At 69.4% G+C, this 17,266-nt stretch carries 18 protein-coding genes; 7 read left to right on the top strand and 11 right to left on the bottom strand.

All coding sequences use genetic code 11. The features are described from left to right. Nucleotides 1–17 precede the first annotated feature (17 nt). Both leuE and carA read right to left on the bottom strand, forming a co-directional pair. Nucleotides 18–659, bottom strand: a complete 642-nt coding sequence (gene leuE / locus KAK03_RS20645; protein ID WP_210856591.1) for a leucine efflux protein LeuE — start codon at nt 657–659, stop codon at nt 18–20. A gap of 8 nt (nt 660–667) precedes the next feature. Next, nucleotides 668–1,840, bottom strand: coding sequence for a glutamine-hydrolyzing carbamoyl-phosphate synthase small subunit (gene carA / locus KAK03_RS20640; RefSeq protein WP_210856590.1), 1,173 nt, complete (start codon nt 1,838–1,840; stop codon nt 668–670). Between the two features lie 310 nt (nt 1,841–2,150). On the opposite strand from carA, the gene KAK03_RS20635 reads away from it, so the two are divergent. Together KAK03_RS20635 and KAK03_RS20630 are read left to right on the top strand one after the other, a co-directional pair. Beyond that, the gene (locus KAK03_RS20635) at nt 2,151–2,846 is read left to right on the top strand and encodes a Bax inhibitor-1/YccA family protein (protein ID WP_210856589.1); all 696 of its coding nucleotides are present in this window, start codon (nt 2,151–2,153) and stop codon (nt 2,844–2,846) included. A gap of 98 nt (nt 2,847–2,944) precedes the next feature. Further along, nucleotides 2,945–4,180 (top strand): FAD-dependent monooxygenase, encoded by a 1,236-nt coding sequence (locus KAK03_RS20630; protein ID WP_210856588.1) that lies wholly within the window; start codon nt 2,945–2,947, stop codon nt 4,178–4,180. A 10-nt stretch (nt 4,181–4,190) separates the two neighbouring features. Here KAK03_RS20630 and rlmD read toward each other — a convergent pair whose 3' ends face one another. From rlmD to surE, 4 genes are all read right to left on the bottom strand, one after another. Beyond that, nucleotides 4,191–5,537, bottom strand: a complete 1,347-nt coding sequence (gene rlmD, locus KAK03_RS20625; RefSeq protein WP_210856587.1) for a 23S rRNA (uracil(1939)-C(5))-methyltransferase RlmD — start codon at nt 5,535–5,537, stop codon at nt 4,191–4,193. A 71-nt stretch (nt 5,538–5,608) separates the two neighbouring features. After that, on the bottom strand, nt 5,609–6,475 hold the full coding sequence (locus KAK03_RS20620; RefSeq protein WP_210856586.1) for a peptidoglycan DD-metalloendopeptidase family protein: 867 nt from the start codon (nt 6,473–6,475) through the stop codon (nt 5,609–5,611). 14 nt (nt 6,476–6,489) lie between these two features. Then, nucleotides 6,490–7,299, bottom strand: coding sequence for a protein-L-isoaspartate(D-aspartate) O-methyltransferase (locus tag KAK03_RS20615; protein WP_210856585.1), 810 nt, complete (start codon nt 7,297–7,299; stop codon nt 6,490–6,492). Beyond that, the gene (surE, locus tag KAK03_RS20610) at nt 7,296–8,066 is read right to left on the bottom strand and encodes a 5'/3'-nucleotidase SurE (RefSeq protein ID WP_210856584.1); all 771 of its coding nucleotides are present in this window, start codon (nt 8,064–8,066) and stop codon (nt 7,296–7,298) included. Before surE ends, KAK03_RS20615 begins: the two co-directional genes overlap by 4 nt. A gap of 98 nt (nt 8,067–8,164) precedes the next feature. On the opposite strand from surE, the gene KAK03_RS20605 reads away from it, so the two are divergent. The 5 genes from KAK03_RS20605 (at nt 8,165) to aroQ (ending at nt 13,222) form a co-directional block, all read left to right on the top strand. Further along, nucleotides 8,165–9,145 carry an NADPH:quinone oxidoreductase family protein gene (locus KAK03_RS20605; protein WP_210856583.1) on the top strand — a complete coding sequence of 327 codons (981 nt, stop codon included), beginning with the start codon at nt 8,165–8,167 and terminating at the stop codon, nt 9,143–9,145. Between the two features lie 108 nt (nt 9,146–9,253). Further along, nucleotides 9,254–9,985 (top strand): LuxR C-terminal-related transcriptional regulator, encoded by a 732-nt coding sequence (locus KAK03_RS20600; protein WP_210856582.1) that lies wholly within the window; start codon nt 9,254–9,256, stop codon nt 9,983–9,985. Nucleotides 9,986–10,031: 46 nt separating this feature from the next. Further along, complete coding sequence (locus KAK03_RS20595; RefSeq protein ID WP_210856581.1) at nt 10,032–12,308, top strand: sensor histidine kinase; 2,277 nt, start codon at nt 10,032–10,034, stop codon at nt 12,306–12,308. A gap of 7 nt (nt 12,309–12,315) precedes the next feature. Further along, complete coding sequence (locus tag KAK03_RS20590) at nt 12,316–12,732, top strand: acyl-CoA thioesterase (RefSeq protein WP_210856580.1); 417 nt, start codon at nt 12,316–12,318, stop codon at nt 12,730–12,732. A gap of 49 nt (nt 12,733–12,781) precedes the next feature. Next, a complete protein-coding gene (gene aroQ / locus KAK03_RS20585; protein WP_210856579.1) occupies nt 12,782–13,222 on the top strand; it encodes a type II 3-dehydroquinate dehydratase in 441 nt (146 codons plus the stop codon). Nucleotides 13,223–13,527: 305 nt separating this feature from the next. On the opposite strand, the gene KAK03_RS20580 is transcribed toward aroQ, so the two are convergent. The 5 genes from KAK03_RS20580 to KAK03_RS25460 form a co-directional block, all read right to left on the bottom strand. Then, nucleotides 13,528–14,556 carry a hypothetical protein gene (locus tag KAK03_RS20580; RefSeq protein WP_210856578.1) on the bottom strand — a complete coding sequence of 343 codons (1,029 nt, stop codon included), beginning with the start codon at nt 14,554–14,556 and terminating at the stop codon, nt 13,528–13,530. Nucleotides 14,557–14,620: 64 nt separating this feature from the next. Then, a complete protein-coding gene (locus tag KAK03_RS25290) occupies nt 14,621–14,755 on the bottom strand; it encodes a hypothetical protein (RefSeq protein WP_259373447.1) in 135 nt (44 codons plus the stop codon). Nucleotides 14,756–15,034: 279 nt separating this feature from the next. Then, on the bottom strand, nt 15,035–15,694 hold the full coding sequence (locus tag KAK03_RS20575) for a nucleotidyl transferase AbiEii/AbiGii toxin family protein (RefSeq protein ID WP_210856577.1): 660 nt from the start codon (nt 15,692–15,694) through the stop codon (nt 15,035–15,037). 10 nt (nt 15,695–15,704) lie between these two features. Then, complete coding sequence (locus tag KAK03_RS20570; RefSeq protein WP_210856576.1) at nt 15,705–16,232, bottom strand: helix-turn-helix transcriptional regulator; 528 nt, start codon at nt 16,230–16,232, stop codon at nt 15,705–15,707. 570 nt (nt 16,233–16,802) lie between these two features. Then, complete coding sequence (locus KAK03_RS25460) at nt 16,803–17,216, bottom strand: CFI-box extended C-terminal domain-containing protein (RefSeq protein ID WP_310738692.1); 414 nt, start codon at nt 17,214–17,216, stop codon at nt 16,803–16,805. Between the last annotated feature and the right edge of the window lie 50 nt (nt 17,217–17,266).

The following is a 17,266-nucleotide window of genomic DNA, read 5'->3' as shown; positions in this document are numbered from 1 at the left end:
TCTGATTCGGGCAGGCATCAGCCAAGGCTGGCGGTGGCGAGCTTGGCGCCAAAGCCGAGGAACAGGGCGCCAACGCCCGAGGCGGCCGCACTGGCGGTGCGGCGGTGGGCGGCGAAGGCGGCGGCCAGCCGCATCCCCGCGAAGATCAGCACCGACAGGTAGACGGCACTGCAGGCCTGCGCGATCGCGCCCAGGCCCAGGAAGGTCAGCGCCGGCCACGGGTACGCGGGGTCGACGAACTGGATGAAGAAGGACACGAAGAACAGGATGGCCTTGGGGTTGAGCAGGCTGATCACCAGCGCCTTGCGAAACGGCTGGCTCAGGTCCAGCCGACTCTCGTCCACCGGCGGCAGCTCACCGCGCCAGCGGCGGATCGCCCCCAGCAGCAGCTGGATGCCCACCCAGGCCAGGTAGCTCGCACCCACGACCTTGATCACCAGAAACAGCGCCGGCACCGCCTTCAGCAGCGAGGCGGCGCCCAGCGCGGCCAGGGTCATCAGCACGGTGTCGCCGACAAACACCCCGCAGGCCGCGGCATAGCCGGGCCGCACGCCGCGGCGCGCCGCCACCGACAGCACGAACAGCGAGTTCGGGCCCGGCAGCAGCACGATCGCGATCGTGCCCAGCAGGTAGGTGGTCAGGTCGGTGATGCCGAGCATGGGGCAACTCAGGCGCGGGCCTGGTCCATCAGCGTGGTGAAGCGGTCGAACAGGTAGCCGATGTCGTGCGGCCCCGGCGAGGCCTCCGGGTGGCCCTGGAAGCAGAAGGCCGGCTTGTCGGTGCGGGCCAGGCCCTGCAGCGTGCCGTCGAACAGGCTGACGTGGGTGGCGCGCAGGTGGGCCGGCAGCGTCTTCTCGTCCACCGCGAAGCCATGGTTCTGGCTGGTGATCGACACGCGGCCGTTGTCCAGGTCCTTCACCGGATGGTTCGCGCCGTGGTGGCCAAACTTCATCTTGAAGGTCTTGGCGCCCGAAGCCAGCGCCATGATCTGGTGACCCAGGCAGATGCCGAAGGTGGGGATGCCGGACTCGATCAGTTCGCGCGCGGCGGCGATCGCGTAGTCGCAGGGCTCCGGGTCGCCCGGGCCGTTGGACAGGAAGATGCCGTCGGGCTGGTGCTTCAGCACCTCGGCCGCCGGGGTCTTGGCGGGCACCACGGTCACGCGGCAGCCCCGCTCGGCCAGCATGCGCAGGATGTTGCGCTTGACGCCGAAGTCATAGGCGACGACGTGGTACTTCGCGTTGGTCAGCGTGCCGTAACCCGGCGTGCCGTCGGCACGCGAGAGCTGCCATTCGGTCTCGGTCCAGGGGTAGGACTGCTCGGCGCTGACGACCTGGGCCAGGTCCTGGCCGGCCATGCTGGGCGCGGCCTTGGCGCGGGCCACGGCGTCGGCCACATCGGCGTCGCTGATGGTGTGGCCGGCGGCAAAGGTGGCGATGCAGCCGTTCTGGGCGCCGGTGGTGCGCAACACGCGGGTCAGGCGGCGGGTGTCGATGTCGGCGATCGCCACCGTGCCCTCGGCCTGCAGGTACTCGCCCAGCGTGCGGGTCTGGCGGAAGTTGGAGGTGCGGACCGGCAGGTCCTTGATGATCAGGCCGGCAGCATGGACCTTCGTGGCTTCGACATCCTCGTCATTGACGCCGTAGTTGCCGATGTGCGGATACGTCAGCGTGACGATCTGCCGGCAGTAGCTCGGGTCGGTGAGGATCTCCTGGTAGCCGGTGAGCGCGGTGTTGAACACCACTTCACCCACCGTGTGACCGGCCGCGCCGATCGAGGTGCCACGAAAAACCGTGCCGTCAGCAAGCGCGAGGAGGGCGGGAGCGAGGACGGGCAACAAGGGGAACTCCGGTGTTCGCGCACCCAGCCCCTCGCCCGCCAGGCCACCCCCGTCCTGCGACGTTTCAGGGGGTTGCCATGGGCTTGGCAGGAAGTTTCCGAAAACGTCGTTTCGCTGGGTGGCTTGTTTTGGGGTAAACCCGCTGATTATAGCCTGAAAGACCGGCTCGCCTGTCAGGTCCACGTTGGAAAGACCCCTCGGCCAAGCGCCCTCGGCGGGCTGGGAACTAGAATGACCGTTCAGGGTCTGATGCCCTGGGGCGGGCCACCGCCTGCAACCCACAGACTGGCAACCCCTTGGAGGTTCTTTGATGAACGACAGCCTGCAAACCTTCCCCGGCCTCTCGACCGGCTCGGGCTCGCTGGCCGCCCAGCGCAACCGCGTGCTGCGCAACACCTACTGGCTGCTGGCCTTGTCCATGGTGCCCACTGTGATGGGCGCCTGGCTGGGTGTGAGCACCGGGCTGATGCGCGGCCTGAGCCCGGTGATGTCGCTGGTGATCTTCCTGGCCGGCTCCTTCGGCCTGATGTTCGCGATCGAACGCACCAAGAACTCCGCCGCTGGCGTCGGCTTCCTGCTGCTCTTCACGTTCTTCATGGGCGTGATGCTGTCGCGCCTGCTGGGCTTCGTGCTGGCCAAGGGCAACGGCCCGACGCTGGTGATGACCGCCTTCGGCGGCACCGCGCTGGTCTTCCTGGCCATGGCCACGCTGGCCAGCGTGATCAAGCGCGACCTGTCGGGCATGGGCAAGTTCCTGATGGTGGGCGCGCTGGTGATCTTCGCTGCCGGCATCATCAACGTGTTCCTGCAGTCGGGTGCGCTGTTCCTGACGGTGTCGGTGCTGTGCATCGGCCTGTTCTCGGCCTTCATGGTCTACGACATCAAGCGCATCATCGACGGCGGCGAGACCAACTACGTCACCGCCACGCTGGCGATCTACCTGGACATCTACAACGTGTTCCAGAGCCTGCTGAGCCTGCTGGGCATCTTCGGCGGCGACGACTGACGCGGCCCGGCCGCATCCACACAGGGGCCTGCGGGCCCCTTTTTCATGCCCGCCGCCACGGCACAATGCGTCGCGAGACAGCCACCCGCCGACCCGCCATGCCCGACTGGAACCAGCCCCTGAGCGACCTGCCCGATGCCACCGATGTGCTGGTGGTGGGCAGTGGACCCGCCGGCAGCGCGGCGGCGCGGGTGCTGGCCCAGGCCGGCCGCTCGGTGGTGATGGTGGATGCCCAGGCCTTTCCGCGCGACAAGACCTGCGGCGACGGCCTGGTGCCCGACACCCACGCCGCACTGCGACGCCTGGGCGTGATCGACGAGGTGCTGCAGCGTGCCCAGGGCGCGGCGGCGGCGCGCTGTCTGGCGCCCAATGGCCGGCATGTGGACGTGGCGGGCGAGCTGGCGGTGCTGCCACGGCGCGAGCTGGACGCCCTGCTCTGCCGCGCCGCGGTGGCCGCTGGCGCGCTGCACGCGGCGCCGGCGCGCTTCGTCGCGTCGCTGCGCGGCGACAGCGGTCGCGTCACCGGCGCGCTGCTCGACGACGGACAGCGCCAGCGTCCGCTGTCGGCGCGCTGGCTGGTGCTGGCCACCGGGGCCGGGACCGGCCCGCTGGCGGCCATGGGCCTGTGCCAGCGCAAGTCGCCCAGCTGCATGGCGATCCGTGGCTATGTCCGGCACACCGACCCCGACATGGCGGCAGCCGTGGGCGGACTGCGTTTCGTCTGGCACCCGACACTGCGCGATGGCTACGGCTGGATCTTCGAAGGCCCTGACCACACCTACAACCTGGGCACCGGCGTGCTGGTGGGTCAGCTGGACGAGGACCGCGGCAAGCCGCCCCGCAACCTGCGCCGCATGTTCGACGACTTCGTGGCCGTCGACCCGGTGGCCGCTCGCCTGGTGCGCGAGGGCACGATGGTGGGCGAGCTCAAGGGCGCGCCGCTGCGCTGCGACCTGGAAGGCGCGGCCTGGACCGCCCCCGGCGTGCTGGTGGCAGGCGACGCGGTGGGCGCCACCTATTCGTTCTCGGGCGAGGGCATTGGCAAGGCGATGGAAACTGGCATCGCCGCGGCCGAAGCGCTGATCGCCCACCGGGGCGATGACGCAGCGGTGGAGGCCGCCTACCGCGCCAGCCTGCAGGCGCTGAAACCGCGCTTCGAGATGTACCGCCAGGCGGCCAGCTTCAACCGCCACCCCTGGCTGCTCAACATCATGGTCTGGCGTGCCAACCAGAGCCCGCGCATCCGCGCCAAGCTCAGCGACATCCTGAACGAGCGGCGCATGCCGGGCAGCCTGCTGACCTGGCGCGGCATCCGCAGCATGCTGCTGCCCTGAGGCACGCGCCTCAGCGCTCGAACACCGCGATGCTCTCGACGTGCGCGGTGTGCGGGAACATGTTCACCGCGCCGGCCGCCACACAGCGGTAGCCGGCCACGTGCACCAGCAGGCCGGCATCGCGCGCCAGCGTGGCCGGGTTGCAGCTGACATAGACGATGCGCTGCGGCGGCGTCCAGCCCGCGCGCGGGGCCTGCTGCAGGTCGCCCAGCGCCTTGACCAGCGCAAAGGCGCCCTCGCGCGGCGGGTCGACCAGCCAGCGCTGGGCGTTGCCCCAGCCCACCAGGTCGTCGGGCGTCAGCTCGAACAGGTTGCGCGCCTCGAAGGCGGTCTTGTGCGCCAGGCCATTGCGCTGCGCGTTTTGGCGCGAGCGCTCGACCAGGGTCTCGCTGCCCTCGATGCCCAGCACCGATTGCGCGCGGGTGGCGATCGGCAGCGTGAAGTTGCCCAGGCCGCAGAACCAGTCGATCACCCGCTCGTCGGGCTGCGCATCCAGCAGGCGCAGCGCGCGCCCGACCAGCACGGTGTTGATCTGGTGGTTGACCTGGGTGAAGTCGGTGGGCTTGAACGGCATCGTCACGCCGAACTCGGGCAACGAGTAGGCCAGTTCCTCGCCCCCGTCGTCCAGCAGGTGCACGGTGTCCGGCCCCTTGGGTTGCAGCCACCACTGCACGCCGTGCTCGGCCGCGAAGTCGCGCAGGCGCTGGCGGTCGGCGTCGGACAGCGGCGCCAGGTGGCGCAGCACCAGCGCGGTGACCTGGTCGCCCACGGCGAGTTCGATCTGCGGCAGCGTGTCGCGCGCATCCATCGCGCCCACCAGCGCGCGCAGCGGCATCAGCATCGCGCTGATGCGCGCCGGCAGCACGTGGCACTCGCGCATGTCGGCCACGTAGCGCGACTTGCGTTCGTGGAAGCCCACCAGCACGGTTTCCTTGCGCGCCACGTAGCGCACCGACAGCCGGGCGCGCAGGCGGTAGCCCCAGGTCGGTCCCTCGATCGGGCGCAGCACGCGCTCGGGCTTGACCTTGCCCAGGTGCGACAGGTTGTCTTCCAGCACCCGCTGCTTGATCGCCACCTGCGCGCTGGCGTGCAGATGCTGCATCTTGCAGCCACCACAGGCACCGGCATGCAGGCCGAAATGCGGGCAGCCGGGTGTCACGCGCTGCGCGCTTTCACTGCGCAGCTCGCGCAGGCTGGCCTGCTCCCAGTTGTTCTTGCGGCGAGCCACCGTGACCAGGGCCTCCTCGCCGGGCAGCGCGCCCTCGATGAAGACCACCTTGCCTTCGGCATTGCGGGCCACGCCCTGCGCCTCGATGTCGAGCGCATCAACGCGCAGCCATTCGTCCTGTGCTGTCATGGTGGGGATTATCGGGGGGCTGAAAACACCGAGGCCGCCCGCAGGCGGCCCCGGCCGTGGCGCCAGCGGGTTCAGCGCGCGGGCAGCAGCCGCGCCGGATCGATGGGCTTGCCCTGGCGCCGGATCTCGAAGTGCAGTTGCACCCGCTCGGCATCGGTGTTGCCCATCTCGGCGATCTTCTGGCCCTTGCGCACCGCCTGGTCTTCCTTGACCAGCAGGGTCTGGTTGTGGGCGTAGGCCGTCAGGTAGGTGGCGTTGTGCTTGACGATCACCAGGTTGCCGTAGCCCCGCAGGCCGGAGCCGGCATAGACCACGCGGCCATCCGCGGCCGCCAGGACCGGGTCACCTGCCCGCCCGCCGATGCCCAGACCCTTGCTGCGGGCCTCGTCAAAGGGACTGATCACCGGACCGGCCGCGGGCCAGCCCCAGGGGATGTCGTCGTCGGCCTCCTTGGGCAGCGGCGCCGGGGCCGGCGCAGGCGTCGCAGCGGGTGCGCTGGCCGCGCCGCTGGCCGAGGCGGAGGCCGCGCCGGGCAGCGGCTTGGCGTCCACCTTGGGTGCGGTCACCGGCTTGGTGGCCACGGCAGTGCCTTCCGGCGGGGCCACGCGCAGCACCTGACCCACCTCGATCAGGTTGGGGTTCTCGATGCCGTTCCAACGGGCGATGTCGCGCCAGCCCTGGCCGTTCTCCAGCGCGATGCGCATCAGCGTGTCGCCAGGCTTGACCACGTAGGTGCCGGGCTTGAGGTCGGCTGGCGCGGCCGCCGGGGCCGAGGCCGGCGCCGCGGGTTTGGGCGCCTCGGCCACTGGCCGGGCACCCCGGCCGGCCGAGCGGTCCTCGACGGGCGCGGGCGGGCGGGTGGCGGAGCAGGCCACCAGCAGCGTCGCCAGGCCGATCATCAGAGTTCGGCGCAGGAGCGGCCGCAGCGCGTCGGTCATGGAACTTCCCTGGTTCATGCAATACCCGATTTTAAGGGGACGAACTGCACCGTCTCTCCCACGGTGCGTTGCCAACCGTCGGCACGGCGGTCGACGATGACCAGCACCTGGCTGCGGCCATCGGCGGCCAGCGCCGGCGCCACCAGGCGTCCACCCAGCGCCAGCTGGTCCAGCCAGGCGGCGGGCAGGTCCTCGCCACCCGCGGCGGCGACGATCGTGTCATAGGGGCCGCCGGGCGCGTGGCCCCGCATGCCGTCGCCGTGGATCAGGCGTACATGGTGCACGCCCAGGGTGCCCAGGTGGCTGCGGGCCAGCTGGTGCAGCGGGCCCAGGCGCTCGATCGAGACCACGTGCCGGGACAGCGCCGCCAGCACCGCCGCCTGGTAGCCGCAGCCGGTGCCGATCTCCAGCACCTTGCCCAGGTGGCCGCGGGCCCGGGCGGTCTCGCCCAGGAAGCACCACTCCAGCATGCGAGCGACCACCGAGGGCTTGGAGATGGTCTGGCCCAGGCCGATCGGCAGGCTGGTGTCCTCGTAGGCCTGGTTGGCGAGCGCCGAGTCAACGAAGCGGTGCCGCGGCACGGCCAGCATGGCCTGCAGCACCGGCTCGCTGAGCACGCCATCGGCGCGCAGGCGCTCGACCATGCGGGTGCGCACCGCCGTGCCGTCCAGCCCCAGACCGGTGGGGGTGGACTGCTGGCGCTGGTCGCGCGCCGCTTCGGCCAGCGGGCGCTGCGGCCGCAGCGTGGCGCCCGCCCCGGCACGGGCGCCGGGCGCCACCGCGTCGAGCGAGGCCGGGAAGCGGCCGGTGCGGGGTTTGGTCATGGCCGCGCCAGGCGGGCGGCCCAGTCGCCCAGGTGGGCGTGGTCGGTCAGGTCCACCTGCAGCGGCGTGATCGACACCCGCCCCTGCGCCGTGGCGTGGAAATCGGTGCCCTCGCCCGCCTCACGTGCATCACCGGCCGGGCCGATCCAGTAGACCGTCTCACCGCGCGGGCTCTGCTGGCGGATCACCGGTTCGCTGGCATGGCGCCGCCCCAGGCGGGTGATCTGCCAGTCCAGGGTGTCGGCCTGCGGGTGGTTGGGGATGTTCACGTTGAGCAGGAAGGGCGCCCCCCAGGTGCCGGCCTGGCGCTGGGCCAGCACCGTCTCGACCACCCGGCGCGCGGTGCGGGCGGCGGCGTCCAGCTCGACCCAGCCTTTCTCCACCTGCGAGAAGGCGATCGCCGGGATGCCGAACAGATAACCCTCCATGGCCGCCGCCACAGTGCCCGAGTAGAGCGTGTCGTCACCCATGTTGGCGCCCTGGTTGATGCCCGAGAGCACCAGTTCGGGCCGCTGCGGCAGCAGCCCGGTGAGGGCGATGTGGACGCAGTCGGAGGGCGTGCCGTTCACGTAGCGCACGCCCCTGAGGTGCTCGCCCTGGGCGGCGTAGACCGACAGCGGCCGGTTCAGGCTGAGGGCGTTGGAGGTGCCGCTGGCGTTCTGCTCGGGCGCGATGACGTCGATCTCGCCCAGGCCCTGGCAGGCCCGCACCAGAGCGGCGATGCCGGGGGCCAGGTAGCCGTCGTCGTTGGCAATGAGGATGCGCATGCGCACCGATTGTAGGGACGCGTCGCCAGGGTGACGCCGCCGCGCAGCGCGCCTGCCTATCATCGCGCCCCACGACGACCTTTGACAGGAGACAAGCCATGCATGCGTGGATCTGCAACAACGACGGCGGACCCGAGGCCCTGCGCTGGACCGAGCAGGCCACGCCCGAGCCCGGCCCGGGCCAGGCCCGGGTGGCGATCCGCGCCGCCAGCCTGAACTTCCCCGATCTGCTGATCACCCAGGGCAAGTACCAGCACAAGCCGCCCTACCCCTTCGTGCCCGGTGCCGAGTTCGCCGGCGTGGTCGAGGCCGTGGGCGACGGCGTGACACGGCTGAAGGTCGGCGACCGGGTGATCGCGCTGGCCGGCACCGGCGGCTTCGCCACCCATGCGCTGGTCGACGAGGCGCGGCTGCTGCCTCTGCCCGCGGGCATGCCGTTCGAGCATGGCGCGGCCTTCGCCTTCACCTATGGCACCTCGCACCACGCGCTGATCGACCGCGGCGCGCTGCAGGCCGGAGAGACCGTGCTGGTGCTGGGCGCCGGCGGCGGCGTGGGCACCGCGGCAGTGCAGATCGCCAAGGCGGCGGGCGCGCGGGTGATCGCTGGCGCCGCCGGTGCCGACAAGGTGGCCTTCTGCCGCGAGATCGGCGCCGACGAGACCATCGACTACGCCAGCGAGGACCTGCGTGAGCGCCTGAAGGCGCTGACCGGCGGCCGTGGCCCCGATGTGGTCTACGACCCGGTGGGCGGCGATCTGGCCGAGGCGGCCTTCCGCTCGATCGCCTGGCGCGGCCGCTACCTGGTGGTGGGCTTCGCCGCCGGTGGCATCCCGGCGCTGCCGCTGAACCTGCCGCTGCTCAAGGGCGCGTCCCTGGTGGGCGTGTTCTGGGGCGAGTTCGTGCGCCGCGAGCCGGCCGCCAGCGCCCGCGGCCTGGCGCAGCTGGCCGGGTGGTATGCCGAGGGCCGGGTGCGGCCGCTGATCGACAGCCAGCTGCCCCTGGGCGAGCTGGGGGAGGCCTTCCGTCGCCTGGCGGCCCGCCAGGTGCGCGGCAAGCTGGTGATGGTCCAGCCAGACTGAGGACGCCGCCGCTGTCCCCCATACAGGGCAACTGCCCGAGGCGACCGCCTGCTAGCATGGCGGCCGTCGTGGATAGCGCGGGTCCTGGTGGCCTGTCGAGAGGTCGCCATGTCGGTCAAGGTTCTGATACTCGAAGACAACCCGGTCGCCCGGGATTTCCTGTCACGCGTGCTGCGCGAGGCGTTCAGTGATCCGATCACGATCACCGAAGCAGGCGATCTGGAGACCGCTCGGCGGCAGATCGCCCTGACCGGCCCGGGTGGCCTGCACGGCGCCGACCCGTTCAAGCTGATGCTGGTCGACCTGGAACTGCCCGACGGCAACGGCCTGGAGCTGCTGGCCGACCTGGGCCAGTACCCCGCCACCAAGGTCGTGACCACGCTGTATTCGGACGACGAGCACCTGTTCCCGGCGCTGCAATGCGGCGCCGACGGCTACCTGCTGAAGGAAGACCGCTTCGAGGTGCTGGTCGAGGAGCTGCGCAAGATCGTGCTGGGCCAGCCGCCGCTGTCGCCGGCCATCGCCCGCCGCCTGCTGACCCATTTCCGCCACGGCACCGCCGCCGATGCGCCGCCGCCCTCCCCCGGCATCGGCACGATGGGCGGCGCCACCAAGGCGCCGGTGCCGATCGAGAAGCCGGTGGACCTGCCCCACCTGACGCCGCGCGAGATCGAGGTGCTCACCTACCTCAGCAAGGGCTTCACGATCAAGGAGATCGCGAACCTCATGGGCATCAAGTGGTTCACGGTGAACGACCACATCAAGTCGATCTACCGCAAGCTCAACGTGTCCAGCCGCGCCGAGGCGGCGGTGCTGGCCAGCAAGCAGGGTTTGGTCTGATCCATTGCCTTCGGCCCACGGGCCGAAGCTGGGGCATCATCGCGGGATGGCGCTGAACCCGCTGGACTCCACCCAACCCTCGAGCCGCTTCCCCGCGTCCGGTCTGCCCACCGACAGCGACGGGCCGGCCGACGCCCTGCCCAGCGGTCTGGCCACGGCGACGCCGCGCATCGGCTGGCGGCGCCACGCGCTGCTGCTGGCGGCCATCGTCGGCTGCCTGACGGTCTTCCTGCTGGCCCGCACCATGGCCAACCACCCCCATGTGGCGGCCGAGTGGCGACAGGGCAATGACGACCGGCTGGAACTGGTCTTCTCGCCGCTGCCGGCGCTCAAGGAGCACATGGGCAAGGAGTTGCTGGCCATCGGTGGTGCCGGGGTCGAGCCGGTGCCCTTCAACAGCCTGGCGCTGACCCATTCCTCGCGCTGGATCAGCGACCCGACACTGCGCCAGCGACTGCTCAACGCGCGGCTCACCGCCGCCCACGCGCTGGCCGACGGCCAGGTGGTGCTGGTGTTCCGGGACGGCAGCCGGGTCGAGATCGCGTCTCGCCCACGCGGCTATGTCGAGCTGGGCTCGATGTTCTGGCTGCTCAGCGCCTTCGCGATGGTGGTGTTCCTGGTGGGCTGGATCGTGCCGCTGGTCCAGCCGCGCGAGGGCAATTTTCTCTATGCGGTGATGGCCCATGCGCAGGCCGCCCAGCTGCTGCTGTCGGCCATCGCCTCGGTGCCGGGCCTGGCCCTGCCGGTGATGCTGGTGGGCAGCGAGCCGATGCTGCGCACGCTGCTGGACGCGATCACCGGCGCCGCGGTGCTGACCGCCGTGCTGTGGCACCCCTTGCGCCTGCCCGGTCGCGGCCTGCTGGCCACCGCCGTGTGGGTGGTCACCGGCGGCTATGCCGCGCTGACCTTCGCCAGCCAACTGCAGCCGATGGCCTGGCGCTGGGGCGACATGCTGCTGCTGGTCCAGGGCGTGTCCTGCGTGCTGCTGCTGAGCTGGTCCTACAGCCGCGAACGCCACCCTTTCGTGCTGGTGATGCGCCGCTTCACCACCGTCACGGTCTGCGCGCTGCTGCTGCTGGCGCTGTCGGTGTCCTATGTCGACCGCATGCCCACCGACGTGCAGCCGATGGCGATGGCGGCGCCTATGATCTGGAACGTCTTCCTGGCCTCGGTGGTGCTGCTGGTGCCCTTCGTGTCACGCTCGCAGCATGTGATGCGCGAGTTCGCGATGCTGGCCGGCATCAGCACCGTGGCCACCTCGGTGGACCTGCTGTTCGTGGCGGTGTTTTCGTTCAGCCAGTTCACCTCGTTGACGCTGTCGCTGTTCCTGTCGCTGGGCGCCTATGCGGCCATCCGCCAGTGGCTGATCAACCAGATGATGGGTGCCCGGGCGCTGACCACCGAGCGCATGTTCACCCACCTCTACCGCATCGCGCGCGAGGTGGAAGCGCGCCCCGAGCGCGCGGGCGACCGCATGACCGAGCTGCTGCGCAACGTCTTCGAGCCGCTGGAGGCGCAGCTGGTGGGCGGCCACGGCAAGCTCAGCCGCATTGCCGGCAACGGCGCGGTGCTGCTGGTGCCGGTGCCCAAGCTGGTCGAGGCGGCCCACCTGCAAGGCATGGTGGCGCTGCGCTTTGCCGAGCGCGGCAAGCGCCTGTTCACGCCTGAGGACGCGCGCCTGGCCGACCGCATCGTCGAGCAGCTGATGCGCGCCCTGGCCCACGACCGCGCGGTCGAGCGCGGCCGCAGCGAGGAGCGCACCCGCATCGCCCAGGACCTGCATGACGACATCGGCGCGCGCCTGCTGACGCTGATGTACAAGTCGCCCAGCAAGGAGATGGAGGACTATGTCCGCCACACGCTGCAGGACCTGAAGACGCTCACCCGCGGCCTGGCCGCCAAGGAGCATCCGCTGACACTGGCCGCCGCCGAGTGGAAGACCGACATGACCCACCGCCTGCAGGCCGCCCGCTGCGAGCTGGAATGGGAGTCCGATTTCGACGCCGATCCCACGCTGTCGATGGTGCAGTGGTCGTCGATCACCCGCATCCTGCGTGAGCTGGTCAGCAATGTCATCGCCCACGCCCAGGCGCGCCAGGTGCGCATCGAGTGCCGGCTGCATGAAGGCCGGATGCAGATCCGCATCAGCGACGATGGCAGCGGCCGCAACCCGTCGGTGTGGTCGCATGGCCTGGGCCTGGGCGGCATCCGCAAGCGCGTCAAGGCCATGGGCGGCACCGTCGAGTGGCAGGAGCGCCAGCCGCGCGGCATCCTCTGCCAGGTCGACATCCCGCACCTGACCCCTCCCGCCACCACGGCCTGAACACCCGATGAGCCGCATCCACCACCACCCCGTGCAGGTGCACTTCGGCGACTGCGACCCGGCGGGCATCGTCTTCTTCCCCAACTTCTCGCGCTGGATGGACCAGTCCTCGCTGGCCTTCTTCATGGCCTGCGGCCTGCCGCCCTGGCGCGAACTGGAGAAGACCCGCGGCATCGTGGGCACGCCGGTGCTGGAAATCAACACCCGCTTCGTGGCCAGTGCCACCTATGGCGAGGCGATCATGGTGGAGACCAGCGTCGAGGAATGGCGCGCCAAGGTCTTCGTCCACCGCCACCGGGTGCTGCGCGGCGACACCCTGCTGTGCGAGTCGCGCGAGGTGCGCGCCTTCGTGGGCCGTGATCCCGAGACAGGCCGCCTCAAGGCACTGCCCGTGCCGGACGACATCCGGCTGGCCTGCAGCTGAAGCGAACTGCTAACCTGTCGGTCTGTTCTCCCTGCCCGCCACACGTCCCATGCGCGTCCTGCTGCTCAACGGTCCCAACCTGAACCTGCTCGGCACCCGCGAGCCCCACATCTACGGCGCCGACACGCTGGCTGACGTGGAGAAGCGCTTCAGCGATGAAGCGGCCGCACTGGGCCTGCAGGCCGAGTGCTTCCAGACCAACCACGAAGGCCAGATGATCGACCGCATCCATGCGGCGCGGCTGGACGGCACCCGCTTCATCGTCATCAATCCGGGTGGCTGGACCCACACCAGCGTGGCGCTGCGCGACGCCCTGGCCGGCGTGGCCATCCCGGTGGTCGAGGTGCATGTGAGCAATGTGCACCGGCGCGAGGAATTCCGCCACCACTCCTACATTTCGGGCATCGCAGAAGGCGTGATCGCTGGGCTGGGCGTGTTCGGCTACAGCGCGGCGCTGCAGTTCGTGGCCGGCCGCCTGCGCAGCGCCTGATCAGCAGCGCCCGCCGCACCCGGGCGTGGGCCACCAAAAGCAACGGCCCCTGAAGAGGGGCCGTTGGCAGGAATGCGGTGGGGTGGCTGATGGGATACAAAACGGCGACCTAAGCTGTTGATCTCATTGGGAAAAGCGCCGAGGAAAACTGACTTGTTCCCCCGTCTGTTCCCCTTGTCCGCATGGGACGTCTTGAGACCGTCAGCAACAACATTCTCGCCGTCTTGCTCGTCACTCGCAATGACGCTGTCACGGCCTGGGGCCGGCCCTTCGACTATGGCGGGCAGCCCTGACCTCGTAGCAAGCTACGGCCGTTCCGGCGATGCGCCGATGGCGCGCCGCAGGCCTGCGACCAATCGGCCGATGCCTGCGACGATGTCGTCGACCTCCGACGTTGAGACTGTGATGCGCTGTCCCACCTTGTACGTCATGTCGCCCGACTCGTTGACGTAGCGCTGGTCGACGATGCCATCGCTGTGAGCCAGCAGGTGCCGCTTCTGGAACAGTCGCCTGAGACGCTCAAGATCCGCAGCGCCAAGGATGTCTGCGTAGGTCATGCCGACCCTCGCCGCCCAAAGCTCGCTGCCTTGCGCGAGTCGCTGGAAGGCATTCATTGGTGCAGGCGTCGCCGGTCCGGTCGAGGCATACAGGCCCTCGCAGCACCGCTGAAACGCAGTCACTCCGTCCTGAAGGCATGACTCAATCAGCGATCGACACATCAGTTCGGCCTCATCGCGTCCAGCCGACGCCGCGATGGCGTCGCGCACAATGTCCACGTTGTCCTTCTTGGCCCTGATCTTGCGCAGCGAGTCGTCGAACATGCGATCCACGGAACTGTGGCCGCAGGCGGGACAGAAGTACGCCGAGCCGATGACTGCGAATCGGCAGGTGCACTTCTCGCACGCGATCTCGAGCTCCATTGCTGCCGACGCAGCCGCTGGAACCCTGTGCGGCGTGAAGTGCGGTGCGCCGCCTACCTTCATCGACATCGAGATCAGCGAGTTCCTTGGCTGCCGACCGTTGAAGGCCCTCGCATCCGCGCGCATCGCGCCGTCGATCGTCGACTCGATCACCCTGTGGGCGTGCCGCTCGGCATGTCGAACCTGGGCCTTGGTGAACCAGCTCTTGGCTGGCGCCGCGTGACCGCACATCGGACACCAGACGCCTTCGTCGCGGCAGATGTTCTTCCAGTCTTCGTCCTTGATCTTGAACTGGAACTCGCAGCTGGTCGACGGGCACTCCTTGTCGATGTAGCCCTTCTCGTCACTGTCGATGGGGACGGCAATCGAGCGGCGCTCGAGCGCACGCAGTTCTCGCAAAAGGTTGTCGAACATAGGACCTCTACGCGGCACCAAGACAAAGAGGGGCACCGGTTCCCGGTGCCCCTCGACCTTGCGGTTACTTCTTCTTCGGCGGCTGAGGTGCCGGCGTCCGCTCCTTGACAGTCGTGTCAGGGTGCGTCTTGCCGTAGTGCTCCTTGACGTACCTGCCGGTCACAGCGCTGCGATAGCTCTCTTGGGTCTTCTTCGTCATGTCGATCACCTTTCTGTTCGATCAACATGAGCCCGATGCCTACGAGGCTCGCTAAAATCCGACGTTCCGATCGGGGGTTCCAGCGGCCTCCCTTCCCCTGGGCTCGAACCAGTTCAGGGCGTACAAAGCCAGGTTGCCGCCTGGCTTTGTTCGTTGCAGGCCCTGTGATTCTATCCAGGCCTCGCCGGGCGGTAGTGGAAACCCTTGTGGATTTCCTGTGCCCAAGTCCCCGGTGCTCCGTCGCCTACCGCGTCGCCATGTCGCCCTGGTGCAACCGGGTCATCGGTCCCCCAGCGCGGACAGGTAGGCTGTGGCCACGGCAATGCAGTGCTCCAGACTCGGCCGATACCCGGTCGCGGCGATCGCCTCGAAAGTCGCCACGAATCCTGCCCCGGGTTGCCTGATCTGCTCCAGGAACCTGTCCCGGTGCCGCACGAGGAAAGGCGCGGCTGCCGCCAGCGCATCCGGCTCCCGCTCGACCACCATGGCGAGGTCGAACAGATCACGCGCCGTCGCACGGTCCCCACGGTGGTACATCTTCTTGGCGATCACCTCCCCGGCCGTCTCAACGCGCACCGGCCGCCCCTGGATCTCCCACCGCTCCCAGGCCGCGTCGGTGAGGTTCGGTGCGGCCACGAAGTCGATCTCGCCTTCCTCGAACTGCAGCTTGACGAACGAGCCCGGCATCTCCGTGTACTCCTCGGTCAGAGATGCCGCCGTGTCGCTGAGTCGGGGCGTCACGTAGCCGAGGTACTGCGGGTCCGGCACGAAGATGTCGATGTCCTTGCTGAGGCGGTGTCCGTACCTGAACATCAGGACGGTCCCGCCTCCGAAGGTCCAGAACGGGTCCGCAAGCCCCCCATGGCGCTGGATGTCGTCGACCAGCTGCAGCGCTCGCTGGAACAGCACTTCCCAGGGGCCAGACGGCAGCGACCTCATTGCACGCTCATCACGCCCAGAGGCCCTGCCGGTGCACGGCCAGTGACCTGGCGAGCTTCGCGACGTTGCGCCAAACAGCCTTGGGGGCCACGCCCTCGTTCGCGGCTGCTTCCTCCACGGCCATCACCACCAGGGGCACCGGCGCCTCGTCGAGCAGGTGCGTCAGGTGGGCCGCGTAGCCCTTCGGGACGCTGCCGCTGACCAGCGCATGGCCGAGCGTGTCGGGCGGCACCTCATGGACGTAGCTCACGCTGGCGTTCTTCGCCGCCATCCACAGGCCCCGCTTCCGGGCGCGCGCGGCCTGGCTGGGCGGATCGAGGTCTAGCCCAAGCACGGCCAGCACCTGGGCGACCCGGTTGAATCCCAGATCGCTCAAAGCGCCCGCTTCCAGGCCGACCAGCGTCTGCCGCGAAAGCCCGCTCAGTTGCGCAAGCCGGGACTGCGTCAGTCCCAGCGCCTCGCGCCGCTCGCGGATGATGGTGCCTAGGTTGGAGAGATCCACAGCTTGGCCGGAAGAATTGTCGAAGATTTTGGACATTCTATCGCCTCCGGACCGCACCCGCCAGGCCCTCGCCAGCGGCGCCGCAGGCCGCTCGCTGCCCACAGCCATGACAAACATGCTCGCTGTCGGGCCACTGCGGGCGATCGAGTCCATCGATCAGTCGACGGTGTCTCGCTGCAACGGCTTCGACTTGCTCCCGCGACATCAAGCGGACCGCTCGTGAGGTCGGCAGCGCTGAGTGCCGACCAGGAAAGATCACGAACGCCTCGTCAGACACCTGGACACGCAGTTCATCCTCCACGGCCACCCGCTGCGCCGAGAGCTGGATGACATCCGACGCCCTCACCGCCGCAGTCGACCGCGTCTTCAGTTCAACCAGCACGACCAGACCGCTCGGCAGCCGGTAGGCCCTGTCCACCCTGGCCACGATGGGCCAGCGGCTCTTCGACCTGAACTGCGACTCCACGCAGATCAATTCGGCATCCCGCAGAGCGGCCGGTCGGTCCCTCCACTCTGCAACGCGTGCGCGGTGACGCCGGAACAGATGCCACGCGACTGCCAAGGCAACAGCCAGGAGCAGCACCCACGGCCACATCGGCTCGAACCTCATGGTCGACGCCTTGCCGACCATCGCCGCCAGCCATGCGCCACGAAACACAGGATCCACCTGGTCAACCCTAGCAGTGGCGGGCAGTGCTGCAGAACTGTGCAAAGGCGGGGCCCGGCCGCATAGTAGGCCGCCACCAGGCGGCGCCCCCAAGGCCGCGGCCTCAGGACCGTGTCCCTGAAGTCGCGTAACGCATCGGTCTGCCAAGCGTCCCCGAATGCCATCGTCGCGATGAAGCACCTCTCGCCCGGTCGTCGCGTCGACCCGTCGCCTGGCGCTGTGGCGCGCCGACCCTGCAACTCGAAGCGCACATGGGCAGCGATGCCCCTCCGGCGCGCCCCTTCCTGTGAAGTGCTTCGACGCGGGCCGTGCAGGGATTCGAGAACTGTCAATGGCGCCGTACTTTTCCCCATTTCGGGCGGACGAATTTTCCCCACCCAAGCGACCAGGGTCCTCAGCCCGG

Source organism: Ideonella alba (assembly GCF_018069845.1).
GTDB classification, from domain to species: domain Bacteria; phylum Pseudomonadota; class Gammaproteobacteria; order Burkholderiales; family Burkholderiaceae_C; genus Ideonella; species Ideonella alba.
The sequence above is the reverse complement of the archived record's forward strand: the minus strand, read 5'-3'. Positions and strand labels throughout refer to the sequence as shown.

Excerpts from the sequence above, each read along its gene's own strand:
- KAK03_RS20595 (WP_210856581.1), top strand. The coding sequence starts at position 10,032 with ATGGCGCTGAACCCGCTGGACTCCACCCAACCCTCGAGCCGCTTCCCC.
- KAK03_RS20605 (WP_210856583.1), top strand. The coding sequence starts at position 8,165 with ATGCATGCGTGGATCTGCAACAACGACGGCGGACCCGAGGCCCTGCGC.
- KAK03_RS20630 (WP_210856588.1), top strand. The coding sequence starts at position 2,945 with ATGCCCGACTGGAACCAGCCCCTGAGCGACCTGCCCGATGCCACCGAT.
- KAK03_RS20570 (WP_210856576.1), bottom strand. The coding sequence starts at position 16,232 with ATGTCCAAAATCTTCGACAATTCTTCCGGCCAAGCTGTGGATCTCTCC.
- KAK03_RS25460 (WP_310738692.1), bottom strand. The coding sequence starts at position 17,216 with ATGGGGAAAAGTACGGCGCCATTGACAGTTCTCGAATCCCTGCACGGC.
- KAK03_RS20580 (WP_210856578.1), bottom strand. The coding sequence starts at position 14,556 with ATGTTCGACAACCTTTTGCGAGAACTGCGTGCGCTCGAGCGCCGCTCG.
- KAK03_RS20615 (WP_210856585.1), bottom strand. The coding sequence starts at position 7,299 with ATGACCAAACCCCGCACCGGCCGCTTCCCGGCCTCGCTCGACGCGGTG.
- KAK03_RS20620 (WP_210856586.1), bottom strand. The coding sequence starts at position 6,475 with ATGACCGACGCGCTGCGGCCGCTCCTGCGCCGAACTCTGATGATCGGC.
- leuE (WP_210856591.1), bottom strand. The coding sequence starts at position 659 with ATGCTCGGCATCACCGACCTGACCACCTACCTGCTGGGCACGATCGCG.
- KAK03_RS20635 (WP_210856589.1), top strand. The coding sequence starts at position 2,151 with ATGAACGACAGCCTGCAAACCTTCCCCGGCCTCTCGACCGGCTCGGGC.
- surE (WP_210856584.1), bottom strand. The coding sequence starts at position 8,066 with ATGCGCATCCTCATTGCCAACGACGACGGCTACCTGGCCCCCGGCATC.
- rlmD (WP_210856587.1), bottom strand. The coding sequence starts at position 5,537 with ATGACAGCACAGGACGAATGGCTGCGCGTTGATGCGCTCGACATCGAG.
- aroQ (WP_210856579.1), top strand. The coding sequence starts at position 12,782 with ATGCGCGTCCTGCTGCTCAACGGTCCCAACCTGAACCTGCTCGGCACC.
- KAK03_RS20575 (WP_210856577.1), bottom strand. The coding sequence starts at position 15,694 with ATGAGGTCGCTGCCGTCTGGCCCCTGGGAAGTGCTGTTCCAGCGAGCG.
- KAK03_RS20600 (WP_210856582.1), top strand. The coding sequence starts at position 9,254 with ATGTCGGTCAAGGTTCTGATACTCGAAGACAACCCGGTCGCCCGGGAT.
- KAK03_RS25290 (WP_259373447.1), bottom strand. The coding sequence starts at position 14,755 with ATGACGAAGAAGACCCAAGAGAGCTATCGCAGCGCTGTGACCGGCAGG.
- KAK03_RS20590 (WP_210856580.1), top strand. The coding sequence starts at position 12,316 with ATGAGCCGCATCCACCACCACCCCGTGCAGGTGCACTTCGGCGACTGC.